The organism is Lancefieldella sp. Marseille-Q7238, from assembly GCF_949152215.1.
Lineage (GTDB): Bacteria > Actinomycetota > Coriobacteriia > Coriobacteriales > Atopobiaceae > Lancefieldella.
Genome location: NZ_OX424407.1, coordinates 609,134 through 622,169, shown reverse-complemented (window position 1 = coordinate 622,169; position 13,036 = coordinate 609,134). Strand labels below are relative to the sequence as shown.

The window sequence follows — 13,036 nt, the reverse complement described above, 5'->3', positions numbered from 1 at the left end:
TTCGATCGAACAATCACACTGTGCGGCCCTCAGGGTACGTGAGCGAAAGCCTCGCTTGAAAGTCGAATACCCCTTGTTGGTCAGCGATTATGGCAGGGAAGGCACACCTGGTCCCATTCCGAACCCAGAAGTTAAGCTCCCGAGCGCCGATGGTACTGCGGAGGAAGTCCGTGGGAGAGCAGGACGTCGCTGACCAACAAGGGGCATTTGCATAGAGAGGGACTTTTGCGTGCGCGTATGTGGAGGCTTTGGGTATATGAAGGCCCTTTCATTAAAGACTTTTGTGCGCTACCTGCATAGATAGCATCTGTCGCTCAGACGCAAGTCCTCGTTTGTGGAATTTTAAAAATTCACAATATATTGACGACATTCTCGAGCAAAAATACTATATATTGTGGCATAGTAGATGGCACGCAAAAGCGCGCGCAAGGCTGCAATACTATGACACTAAAAGCCCTGCCTACGCTTTACGGCTTCAAATGGGTTTGGGAGCGAGACTCTCAAGGGGCTTGTCAAGGAGATAGTCCATGAAAATCATCAAACGTAACGGCTCAGAGGTAACCTTTGACGTCGACAAGATTGAAAACGCTATTGCCAAGGCAAACGCGGAGGTGAGCGAGGACGAGCGTCTCACAAAACGTGAAATCCGCTTTGCGGCGCTCAATGTGACCGACGAATGCATGGAGGCGGGGCATACCGTTACCGTTGAGGAGGTCCAGGACCTTGTCGAGGATCAGCTGATGGCGCTTGATCATTTTGAAGTGGCTCGCAAATACATCATTTATCGGTATGTACAAAACCAGAAGCGTCAGAAGAATACTACAGACGACAAGATCCTCTCGCTGATTGAATGTAACAACGAGGAGGTCAAACAGGAGAATTCCAATAAGAATCCTACGGTCGTCTCTGTGCAGCGTGACTATATGGCCGGTGAGGTGTCCAAAGATCTTGTCCAGCGCGAACTGCTTCCTGAAGATATCGTAGCCGCTCACAACGAAGGCCTTATTCACTTCCATGACTCTGACTACTTCGCACAGCATATGCACAACTGTGATCTCATCAACTTGGAGGATATGCTGCAAAATGGCACTGTCATTTCGGGTACGCTCATTGAACGCCCGCATACGTTTTCTACGGCATGCAACATCGCAACGCAGATTATCGCGCAAGTTGCCTCATGCCAGTATGGTGGTCAGTCCATCTCGCTCGCGCATCTTGCCTCTTTTGTGGATGTTTCCCGCAAAAAGATCCGCAAGACGGTTCTCGAAGAAATGAACTCTATCGGCATAGAGTTGAATGCCGGTCAGTTGAGTGATATGGTTGAGGGTCGTCTTCGCGACGAAATTCGCCGCGGCGTCCAGACCATTCAATATCAGGTTGTTACGTTGATGACCACCAATGGCCAGGCTCCTTTCATTACCGTCTTTATGTATCTCAACGAGGCGAAAAACGAGCAAGAGAAACGGGACCTCGCGCTTGTTATTGAAGAGACCTTGCGTCAGCGCTATGAAGGCGTTAAGAACGAAGAGGGTGTCTGGATCACTCCCGCGTTCCCTAAGCTCATTTATGTGCTTGAAGAGGACAATATCCATGAGGATTCAGAGTTCTTCTATCTCACTAAGATGGCTGCAAAATGCACAGCTCGTCGTCTTGTGCCCGACTATATCTCGGAAAAGAAGATGAAAGAGTACAAGCTTTCAGCTGGCGAGAAGGAAGGCGAGGGCGATTGTTATACCTGTATGGGATGTCGTTCCTTCCTGACGCCCGATCGTTCCGGTAACGGCTATAACAACGTAGCCCGCGCTAAAAACTACGAACCCGGCAAGCCAAAGTACTACGGCCGCTTCAATCAGGGTGTCGTGACCATCAATCTGCCTGATGTCGCGCTTTCTTCCGGTCGTGACATAGATAAGTTCTGGGAGATTTTCGATGAGCGTCTCGAGCTGTGCCACCGTGCGCTTCGCTGCCGCCATGAGCGCCTGAAAGGAACGCTTTCCGACGCCGCTCCGATTCTGTGGCAGTATGGCGCTCTTGCTCGCCTTAATAAAGGCGAGAAGATCGACTCTCTGCTGTATGGTGGTTACTCCACGATTTCCCTGGGCTATGCTGGTCTGTATGAGTGCGTTAAAGCTATGACTGGCTACAGCCATACGGATAAGGAAGCTACGCCGTTCGCGCTTCAGGTCATGCAGCACATGAATGACAAGTGCGCCGAGTGGAAAGCCGCCGAGGACATCGACTACTCCATCTACGGTACGCCGCTTGAGTCTACGACCTATAAGTTCGCCAAGGCTCTTCAGCGCCGCTTTGGCGTCATTCCTGGCATTACGGACAAGGGCTATATCACCAATAGCTATCATGTTCATGTCGCGGAAGAGATTGACGCCTTCCAGAAGCTGCAATTTGAATCCGAATTCCAGCGTCTGTCTCCGGGTGGAGCCATTTCCTACGTCGAGGTTCCCAACATGCAGGATAACCTTGAAGCCGTCATCCGTGTTATGCAGTTCATCTATGACCACATCATGTATGCCGAGCTCAATACCAAGTCTGATTACTGCCAGGTCTGCGGGTATGACGGTGAGATACAGATTGTTGAGGATGATGGCAAGCTGGTGTGGGAGTGCCCGCATTGCGGCAACCGCGATCAGAACAAGATGAATGTTGCGCGCCGTACCTGTGGCTATATCGGCACTCAATTCTGGAATCAGGGCCGTACGCAGGAGATCAAGGACCGCGTCCTCCATCTGTAGACTTTTTTGGAGTTTCTGGCGAGCAGGGCGGCGTACGCGGCTCTGCTCGCTTTTCTTCAAAAGATGATATATGGAAGCATTGCTATGAACTACTCAAATATCAAATACTCCGATATCGCCAACGGGGTAGGCATCCGTACGACGCTTTTTGTCTCAGGGTGCCGCCTGCGCTGCAAAGGCTGTTTTAACTTTGAGGCATGGGACTTCAAGAGCGGAAAGGCGTTTACTCCTGAAGTTGAACAGACGATTATCGATTCTTTGGCGCCCTCCTATGTCGATGGACTTTCGGTGCTTGGAGGAGAGCCTATGGAGCCTGAAAACCAGGAGGTTCTTGTCGGCTTTCTTGAGCGCGTTAAGGAGACGTATCCCACTAAGACCATTTGGCTGTATTCCGGCCATACGTGGGAAGAGCTTACACAAGGTGAGTGGCATCTTGCTCCTACCGATCGTATTTTGAGATGCCTTGATGTTCTTGTCGATGGACCATGGGTGCAGGAACTCTACGACATTACCCTGCGGTTCAGAGGCTCGTCAAATCAGCGTCTTATTGACGTACCTTCGACACTGGAAGCGGGAGAGGTCGTTTTGTGGGAGGATGAACCGCTTTTCTCTGAGCGCGGTATGCAGTAGAAGTTTTCAAATGCAGCCGGAGGTCGTACAATTATTCGGGAGTATGAGCACTATCCCTGTATTCTAGGAGGACTAATGGCTGACTACGCGCTTTGCTGCTGTTCAACCGCTGATGTTTCTGAGGAACTTCTTCAATCTCGTGATATCAAGTATGTCTATTTCAACTACGAACTCAACGGAGTCCAGTGTCGGGATGACTTTGGCCGCACTAATACTCCCTCTGAGCTGTATCGTAAGATGCTTGAAGGACAGCCGTGCCGTACATCGCAGGTGAGTGTCGGACAGTATATGACTTTTTGGAAACCGTTTCTTGAGGCTGGACAGGATGTATTTCACCTGACGCTCTCCTCGGGAATTTCCGGCTCCTATGAGTCCGCCGTTGCCGCCAGAGAAGAGCTGAAAGGGGAGTTTCCAAACAGGAAGGTTGTCGTGGTTGATTCGCTGCAGGCTTCCGCGGGCTATGGTCTGCTCGTTGATAAAGCTGCCGATAAGCGTGACGAAGGTCTGACCATAGATGAGCTTGAGGCATGGGCGCTGGAGAATCGCGACCGTGTCTACGCGTGGTTCTTTTCGACAGACCTCACGTTTTTTATTCGCGGCGGGCGTATTTCCAAGGCGGCCGGTCTGCTCGGAGGCATGCTGAACATTTGCCCTGTGATGGACGTTGAGCCCGATGGATCGCTAGCGGTAAAAGAGAAGGCGCGTGGAAGAAAGAAGGCTGAGCGCCGCATCATTGATATCATGCGCAATTCCTGTGAAGGTGGCTCAGATTACGCTGACAAGGTATTTATCTCCAACTCCGAATGCCTGAAAGACGCGGAGTCGGTCGCCGATAAGGTTCGCACGAATTTCCCGCAGGTGAAAACGGTTGATATTTTCGATATTGGCGCGACTATCGGCGTTCATACGGGCCCCGGAACGGTCGCAACCTTTTGGTGGGGAGCAAAGGGCCGCGCTTGAGTCCTGCAGCAGCGGCAGACAGCTTCAGATGCGCTGTCTTCAAGAGGGATTTTGATTGTTCTGCACTAAGTGTCGTTTGCGGGTATTATAGAACGTGTTCAGGATTATGCGCGGATTGGTGTCCGCGCGGTATGAAGGGGATTTCATATGGGTGATTTTGTAAAGGCCGATGACGTTTTTGTCAACGAGCACGCGACGAGTCGCGAAGAAGTCCTGCGTTTCATTTCCGAGCAGGCACAGGCCAAGGGCATCTCCAACAACGCTGATGCAACATACGAGGCGTTTATGGCCCGCGAAGGCATGGGTGAAACTGGTATGACCGACGGCTTTGCTGTTCCCCATGCTAAGGACGCATCCATTGTAAACGCTGGTGTCATCGTCTTTAAAAATGACACGACCCTTGACTGGCCAAGCTTTGACGAAAAGCCCGTTGATGTCGCGATTGCTCTGCTCGTCCCTGATGGCGAGGCTGGCACTACTCATATTCAACTTCTTTCCAAAACTGCGGTGCTCTTGATGAAGGACGAGTTTAAGGCGCTTGTTCACGGCACCGACGACAAGCAGAAGATTGCTGACGCTATCAACGCGGGCATCGAAGCATAGTTTTGCCTTCTGCAGCGTTCTGTAATGGCCTCGGCAGTTTGTCAAGGCCATTACTTTTACCGAGGTAAGCTGTGACTGGTTATTCTTAGAGCAACAGCATATGTATGTGCAGAGAAAACGCCAGAAACGAGGGCGTTAGAAACAGCGGGTAGCAGAAACGAGGGCGGTAATGTTTAAAAAACAGACTGATCAGCGCGTTGCGGTATTCTTTGCGGATGGATGCGAAGAGATTGAAGGGCTTACCGTTGTGGACCTTCTTTTTCGCGCGGGCATTCCCTGTGACAAGGTATCCATTTCAGATACCTATCAAGTGACTTCCTCACATGAGGTAACGTTTCTCTGCAATAAACGCATCTCAGATATAGACTTTGATGACTATGCCATGCTGGTGCTGCCTGGTGGTATTCCCGGTACGCCCAATCTTGCTGCGTCAGAGTCTCTTATGCGGGCAATCGGTGTATATGCGGCACAAGGAAAGGCTTTGGCTGCCATCTGCGCTGCACCTTCTATCTATGCGGAGCAGGGACTTCTTGAAGGTGTACGCGCTACGGCTAATCCCGATTTTCAGCACGTACTGAGCGAGAAGGGAGCCGTACTTGCTCACGATCCTGTGGTAGTTGATGGTTCTTTCATCACCAGTCAGGGAGCGGGAACCGCTATGCTGTTCGCTCTTGAGATTGTTCGTTATTTTCTGGGCGACGAAGTCGTTCGGCGCGTGCGTGAGAGCGTGGTACTGTAAAGCTATACAATTAAGTAGGTGCAGGGTAACAATCTGTAGGAGACGGCATGCCGTTTGTTGAATTCAAAGATGTCCGCAAAATCTATCGCATGGGTGCTGTTGAGGTGCACGCGGTAGACGGGATGAACTTTGAAATTGAAAAAGGGGAGCTTTGCGTCATTGTCGGTCCTTCAGGAGCAGGTAAGACAACGGTCTTGAATATGCTTGGAGGCATGGACACCTGTACGTCGGGCACTATTACGCTTGATGGAAAAGACGTAGGGAGCCTCTCCGAGCGCGAGAGAACACTGTACCGCCGCTACGATATCGGTTTTGTATTCCAGTTCTATAATTTGGTGCAGAATTTAACTGCGCTGGAAAATGTTGAGCTGGCAACGCAGATTTGCGAAAATCCCATGAACCCGCTGGACGCCCTTGAGGCTGTAGGTTTAGCGGAGAGAAAAGACAGTTTTCCCTCGCAGCTTTCCGGCGGTCAGCAGCAGCGCGTTTCTATTGCTCGAGCTCTGGCGAAAAATCCCCGTCTGCTCTTATGTGACGAGCCTACAGGAGCTCTTGATTACAAGACCGGGAAGCAAATTCTGAAGCTTTTGCAGAACACCTGTAAAGAACAGCATGAAACGGTGGCCATTGTTACCCATAACCTTGCGTTTACTCAGATTGCCGACAGGGTTATTCATGTGCATGAAGGGAAGGCATCAAAGATTGAAATAAACAAGCATCCTGCTGACGCGATGACAGTTGAGTGGTAGCATGTCGCGCGCTTTGATACAGGAGACCTTGCGAGCCATTAAAGGCTCACTCGGCCGCTTCGTTGCCATCATGGGCATCGTAGCTCTAGGCTGCGGGTTCTTTTCGGGGCTTCAGATGACGGGGCGCGATATGCGCCTGGCTGCCGATGAATTTTACGATACCCAAGGGCTCTATGATATTCGCGTGGTCTCTACGCTGGGGTTTGAACGTGCAGACATCAATCGCCTCGCTGCAATCGAAGGCGTTGAGGCAGCTCTTCCGTCTCGTTCGGCTGACGTTATGGCTACCATACACTCAACTCGGATGGTTACCCGCGTTATAGAACTTCCCGCAGACGGAGCCGCGGCATCTGAAAATTCAGACGCCGCACAAGAGCGCCCTTTCAATCAGCCGGTTCTGACGGAAGGTCGTTGGCCTGTGACAGCCAATGAAGTGGTGATTTCGTCTGACCCTAAGAAACACAACGATGTTCCTCTCGGCTCAACCATCGACATTCCCGAAAGTTCTGGTGGAGTGCATCTTAAGGGAGGCGCGTATACGGTTGTTGGCTATGTCAACGCGCCAACCTTTCCATCCAGCAATAACTTCGGATCAACCTCGCTCGGAAACGGAGTAGTGGAAGAGTTTGCCTATGTGCCAGCGGCTGCCTTTGAAGAGAATGATCCGTACACCGACGTATACCTTCAAGTAAAAGAAGCCCGTGCGTCCGTTTCTGGTTCTGATGCCTATAAGAGCGCTATTGCTTCCGTTGAAAACCGTATTGAGGATGAGCTTCCTTCTCTTGCGCGTGCGCGTGTTGAAGACGTGCGCAAAGAAGCGCAACGCAGTGTTGATGAGGCGCGTGCGGCATATGATGAGTCTCGTCTTGAAGCCGACCGCAAACTTGGTGACGCGCGCTCGCAACTTGACGATGCGCAGGCACAGATAGAAGCAAGTGAGTCCAAGCTTTCTGCAGGAAAGAGAGAGGCCGAGACGGGAACTTCTCGCTTGGAAGCGGAAAAGGTAAGAGTTCAAAGACAGCTTGCAGCTGCGCGAGAAGAACTTGACGCATCGGCACAGAAAATCTCAGAGGGAAGAGCCCTTCTCGCCGCAGGAGAAGAACAGTATGTTGCAGGCGCAGCGCAGCTTGCGCAAGGACAGGCTGACTATGAAGAAAGCTTTGCCGCCTTTGACAACGCCCGCGCACAGGCACTTGCTGTCCTTTCATCTCAAGGCATTACGGCGTCGACACTTGAAGAAGCGAAAGCTCAGCTTGAAGCTGTGGGATATCCGACTGATGACATCGACGCGTTACTTGCGGCGCAGGCAAGACTTCAAGCGGCTGATGCTGAACTCAAACAAAAGCAGACTGAGCTTGTCGCCGCTCGCGAAGCGCTTGATGCTCAAACCGCAAATCTCAATGATGCTCAACAAAAGCTCAGCGCGGGTGAGAAAGCATATCAGGCAGCCGTATGCGATTCAAATACTCAGTTTGCCTCCGCTCAAGAAAAACTCGATGCGGCAGTTCAGGAGCTGACAGAGGGCCGTGCAAAGCTCGACAGTGCTCGCCAGCAGCACAGCGAAGGACAGAGAAGGTATGAGGAAGCAAAGGCGGAAGCCGAAGCTCAGCTGTCCGATGCGAAAGCGCAGATTGATGAGGCTCAAAAAAAGGTTGATGAGCTTGAGGCACCTGATATGTATGTGCTTAACCGAACTAAAGACAGAGGAAATGTAGCCTACGACGATGACTCACATAGAATCGATGATATCGCCAACGTATTTCCTCTGATGTTCTTTCTGGTAGCGGCCCTTATCGCGTTGACTACAATGACCCGTATGGTTTCAGAGGAGCGCACCGTCATTGGTATGCATAAGGCGCTCGGTTACTCAAAGGGCGCGATTGCCGCAAAATATGTCCTGTATGCGGCAAGCGCTTCCAGTATAGGGGCGGTGCTCGGTATCGCGCTTCTCTCTCAAATCCTTCCGGGTATTATCATTTCCGCTTATGCCTCGATCTACACTATTCCCCACGCAACAGCCGCGCTGCCGGTGAGCCTTCCCATAGCACTTCTCTCCGGCGGCCTTGGGGTAGGTGTTACGCTTCTTGCGACGGTGTTTGCCGTGCTTTCGACACTTCGTGAGGAGCCCTCGGCGCTTATGCTTCCTAAGGCTCCGAAAGCAGGATCGCGCGTCTTGCTTGAGCGTATGACGCCGATTTGGAAGCGGCTGTCTTTCTCGTGGAAAGTGTCGGTACGAAACCTTTTCCGCTTTAAGCGGCGCTTATGTATGACGCTCATCGGTATTGCCGGCTGTACGGCGCTTGTGTTGGTGGCTTTTGGCGTGCAGGATTCCATCAACGACGTTATCAATGCCCAATGGCCTGGCATCTTTCAGTATGACTACATAGTAGGGATGAAACAGGAGGCTACGCTTGATGATATCGAAGCGGTCCAAAAAAGTATCGTAGCGGTTACGCGGACGGCAGCCGATAAAGTGGTGTCCGATGATGTTGCCGTTGTCCGCCGTGAGAACGTGTTGCTTTCTTCCGCTTCCGTACCAAAGGACAAAGCCGTTTCAGTGTCAGCGATGTCCCCTCTTGATGCAAAGCGCTTTGAGCAAGTCGTGACGCTGAGAGAGCGAACATCCCAACAACCTCTTGAGTTTACTGGCGATTCCGTGGTGCTTTCCGAAAAAATCGCAAAGAAGCTGAACGTACAGGTTGGAGACACGATTACTGTGTATGAGCAGGATCGCATCGGCAACGTCGCAGATGCCGGCAGACCGCTTACTGTGACAGGAATTACCGAGAATTACGCCTGGCATTATATGTATCTGGGGGTCGACGCCGAACAGTCGCTTGGGTCTCGAGAAAACATTTCTTACGCGCTGCTCTTTTCCGCTCCGAACGATGAAACAATCCGTCAGCACCTCGGCGATGAGCTTTCAAAAGACTCTCGGGTGGCTACAGCAAGCGATATCAACGCTACCATTAAAGTGTACCGGGAGTCGCTCGCAGTAGTGGGGCAGGTAGTTGCAATTTTGATTATATCGGCGGCGCTTCTCGCCTTTATTGTGTTGTACAACCTCACCAACATAAATATCGAAGAGCGTATCCGAGAGATTGCCAGCTTGAAAGTGCTCGGTTTTACGCGCAGGGAAGTTGACGCGTATGTGTTTCGGGAGGTCTTTCTGCTGACGCTCGGCGGCTCGGGACTCGGGCTTGTGCTGGGCAGTGTGCTTGAAGGTTTTGTCGTGCAGACAGCGGAGGTCGATACCGTGATGTTTGGCCGTGTCATTCATCCGCTGAGCTTTGTGTACGCGTTTGGACTTACCCTGCTCTTCTCGCTGCTCGTATATGTGGCAATGCGCCGCAAACTGGCGAAGATCGATATGGTAGAGAGCTTGAAGAGCGTTGACTAACGCTCGCAACAACAAGGCCGATTCTCTTTACCACGTGAGTATGAGTTGTCGCGTGAGCATGAGTGCGGCTTACAAATTAGGTAAAATTAACTACGTTTATAGCTGTAGTCTACGTGTCGTTTGATGTCTGATAGTAAGGAGCATTGTATGCCTAAGGTTTCACTCGTTATTCCCGCCTATAACATTGAACCCTATATACATCGCTGTATCCAAAGCGTAAAGGATCAGACATTTACTGATTTTGAAGCCATCGTTGTTGACGATGCCTCGACCGACGGAACCAACGCCGCGCTTATCGAAGCAATTGGAGACGACAATCGCTTTCGTGTGGTACGCCATGAGCGCAACCGAGGTCTCCATCTTGCCCGCCGGACCGCTGCGGCGCTTGTATCCGGCGAATACGCCTTCTGTCTTGATGGCGACGATGAGCTTGCTCCTGACTTTCTCAAGCAGGTGGTCGGCCGTATGGACGAGCGTCCCGTTGATATGCTGCATGTGGGCATTACCGTCATTCCGGAAAACGGTGTGACGCAAGCGGAAGCCGATGGTTTTGCCGCATACATCAACCGTCAGACCGGCCTGTTGAATGAGGCGGATATCCTCCGGGTCATTTTTGACGAGTCAAGCGGCCAGCTTGTTGATTGGCGCGCAACACAGCGTCTGTACCGCGCGTCGCTGTTTAAAACAGCCTTTGAACGCATGACGGACGCCCGGCTTGAGCGGGCTGAGGATTCGTATGAAGTGTTTGTCCTCGCGGCGCTCTCTCAGACGGCCGACGGTTTTGAATCCTGCCGGGGATATTGCTATCACTATGGTATTGGCGTTACGGGAACATCGCGGATTTCGGCAGAGAGATTCGGAATGTTTTGCCGCCAGTTTGCCGAATGTATTAAAAGCACACGCGATTTTATAGCAACGTGCGCTGACGGCGATGAAATGCAGGATTCTTGCCGCGGGATGGTCCACAAGCTCCTGGAGCTTCTCGCAAATGACTGGCTGATACGCGTTGATCCGTCAGAACAGGAGGAGGCGCTCACCGCGTTTGCCGATGCTTTCAATGATGCCGTGGTAGCGCGCGAGCTGTATCGTTTTGTGCGCGACATTGCCTATAGCGCCATTGCTTCTGAGAAACCGCTGCCAAAGGACTCCGATGCACATCGGTTGTATGCCTATGCCGAAAAGTTCGCGGCAACGATGGGTGCGGCAGACGGGCAAGAGGTTACCCGGGCGGTACGCATGAAAGACGTTGCCGATGAACACATGAGGTATCTTGAGCGGAAAGACCTTGAAGAGCAGTACGCCAAACAGCCCATCCGCATTTTAGTGACGTCTCATAAGGATGTGGACGTGTCTCACGCTTTGTCTCTTCAGCCTATACAGGTGGGGCCTGGGCAGCAGCAAGGTCATACGCGTTTCAATTGGATGCTGCATGATGATATCGGAGACAACATCACTGAGAAGAATCCCATGTACTGTGAAATGACCACGCAGTATTGGGCGTGGAAGAACATTACCGATGCCGAGTACGTGGGTTTTGTGCACTATCGCCGTTACTTTAACTTTACCGATACCATCTACAAAGAAAATCCCTTCGGTGAAGTGATGGACACGTTTATTGATAGTCAAACAGCGCGCGCGTATGGCTTTGACGACGAGACTATTCGTACCTGCATCGAAGGTTATGACCTTATCACCACCGGCGTAAAGGACATCCGCAAATTTCCGGGCAGCGCAGAAACGCCGCTTGAGCAGTACCATGCGGCGCCACTGCTCAATCCGCGCGATATCGATACGATGATGGCCCTTGTGGTCGAGATGCACCCCGATTTCGCTGAGGATGTCCATACGTTCCTTAACGGTCACAAACAGTGTTTCTGCAACATGTACATTATGCGCAAACCGATTTTCGATGCGTATGCCGCATGGGTCTTTCCCTTGGTAGACGAGTGGTGCGTCCGTACGGACATGACGCACTACAGCCGAGAAGCGCTGCGCACTCCGGGTCATCTGACCGAGCGTCTCTTTAATATATGGCGCATTCATATGCTGCGTACCGAGGGCAAAGACTGGAAGGTCAAGGAGCTTCAGTGCGTTCACTTTACCAACCCCGAGAAGAAGCAGGCCTTCAGGCCACTTTTCGCGGAGCGTCTTGACGTATCGCTTGAACAAGTCGTACCCGTGGTGTTTGCGGCGGATAATAACTACGCTCCCATTTTGAGTGTCGCCATTGATTCGATGCTCAAAAACGCGGATTCAACACGCTTTTACGATGTGGTTATTCTGCACACCAATATCGGAGGAAATAAGCAGGCCGTACTTCAGAAGTACTTCTCGCGCTATGCAAATGCACGCATAACCTTCTTCAACGTATGGCGCATGGTCAAAGATTACAAGCTTGATACCAATAACGCGCACATTAGCGTTGAAACGTACTTCCGTTTCCTTGCGCAGGATATCCTGTCCGCCTATGACAAGGTGGTCTATCTTGATTCTGACCTGGTGGTTAATGGAGACGTGGCAAAGCTCTTTGATATCGATTTGGGCGATAATCTCGTTGCGGCCACACACGATATTGATTACCTCGCAAATCTGAATGTGCGCGGCGGTGACCGCATGAAATACAGCCTTGAGGTACTTGATATGAATCATCCGTATGGGTATTTCCAAGCGGGCGTCATGGTCTTTAATACGCGCGAACTGCGCCGTTTGCACAGCATTGTTGAATGGCTGCAGATTGCGAGCAATTCCATCTATATCTATAACGATCAGGATATTCTGAATCAGGAATGCCAGGGTCGCGTGACGTATATACCGGCAGAGTGGAATGTGACGCACAACATCTTCGGCCGTGCGGATACGCTGTATCCGCAGGCTCCCGAAGCCGTGTATGCTGACTATCTTGCCGGCCGCGCTCATCCGCAGATAGTGCATTTTGCCGGTGCCATAAAGCCGTGGCAAAATGCGAGCTGCGATATGGCGCAGTATTTCTGGCAATACGCGCGCGAGACACCCTATTACGAAGTTATCATTCAGGATATGACGCCCGGCGCGCGGAAGGACTCTGATATCACTGAGGTCTTCCACGAGCGAGCCCTCTCGGACGCAAGCCCTCTGCGCAAAATCATCGACCCCATCGCCCCGTATGGTAGCGCGCGGCGAGAAGCGCTGAAAGTTCTTGGACGCACGCTTCGCGGGCGCAAGTAGG

The 13,036-nt window shown here is 51.7% G+C and carries 8 protein-coding genes and 1 rRNA gene; all 9 read left to right on the top strand.

What is annotated here, in order from left to right; genetic code table 11:
- Window positions 1–79 precede the first annotated feature (79 nt).
- The 9 genes from rrf (at window position 80) to QM016_RS02745 (ending at window position 13,035) form a co-directional block, all read left to right on the top strand.
- Window positions 80–195: ribosomal RNA gene (rrf, locus tag QM016_RS02785) — 5S ribosomal RNA — on the top strand.
- 332 nt (window positions 196–527) lie between these two features.
- Window positions 528–2,750 carry an anaerobic ribonucleoside-triphosphate reductase gene (gene nrdD, locus QM016_RS02780; RefSeq protein WP_282710108.1) on the top strand — a complete coding sequence of 741 codons (2,223 nt, stop codon included), beginning with the start codon at window positions 528–530 and terminating at the stop codon, window positions 2,748–2,750.
- An 84-nt stretch (window positions 2,751–2,834) separates the two neighbouring features.
- The gene (nrdG, locus tag QM016_RS02775; RefSeq protein WP_282710107.1) at window positions 2,835–3,380 is read left to right on the top strand and encodes an anaerobic ribonucleoside-triphosphate reductase activating protein; all 546 of its coding nucleotides are present in this window, start codon (window positions 2,835–2,837) and stop codon (window positions 3,378–3,380) included.
- Between the two features lie 75 nt (window positions 3,381–3,455).
- Window positions 3,456–4,340 (top strand): DegV family protein, encoded by an 885-nt coding sequence (locus tag QM016_RS02770; RefSeq protein ID WP_016476649.1) that lies wholly within the window; start codon window positions 3,456–3,458, stop codon window positions 4,338–4,340.
- Window positions 4,341–4,487: 147 nt separating this feature from the next.
- Window positions 4,488–4,943: a fructose PTS transporter subunit IIA gene (locus QM016_RS02765; RefSeq protein WP_016476650.1), complete on the top strand. Its 456-nt coding sequence runs from the start codon at window positions 4,488–4,490 to the stop codon at window positions 4,941–4,943.
- Window positions 4,944–5,112: 169 nt separating this feature from the next.
- Window positions 5,113–5,682 (top strand): DJ-1 family glyoxalase III, encoded by a 570-nt coding sequence (locus tag QM016_RS02760; protein ID WP_282710106.1) that lies wholly within the window; start codon window positions 5,113–5,115, stop codon window positions 5,680–5,682.
- Between the two features lie 47 nt (window positions 5,683–5,729).
- Window positions 5,730–6,431, top strand: a complete 702-nt coding sequence (locus tag QM016_RS02755) for an ABC transporter ATP-binding protein (RefSeq protein WP_282710105.1) — start codon at window positions 5,730–5,732, stop codon at window positions 6,429–6,431.
- Window position 6,432: 1 nt separating this feature from the next.
- Window positions 6,433–9,831, top strand: coding sequence for an FtsX-like permease family protein (locus QM016_RS02750; protein WP_282710104.1), 3,399 nt, complete (start codon window positions 6,433–6,435; stop codon window positions 9,829–9,831).
- Between the two features lie 147 nt (window positions 9,832–9,978).
- Window positions 9,979–13,035, top strand: coding sequence for a DUF4422 domain-containing protein (locus tag QM016_RS02745; RefSeq protein WP_282710103.1), 3,057 nt, complete (start codon window positions 9,979–9,981; stop codon window positions 13,033–13,035).
- The last annotated feature ends 1 nt before the right edge of the window (window position 13,036 follow it).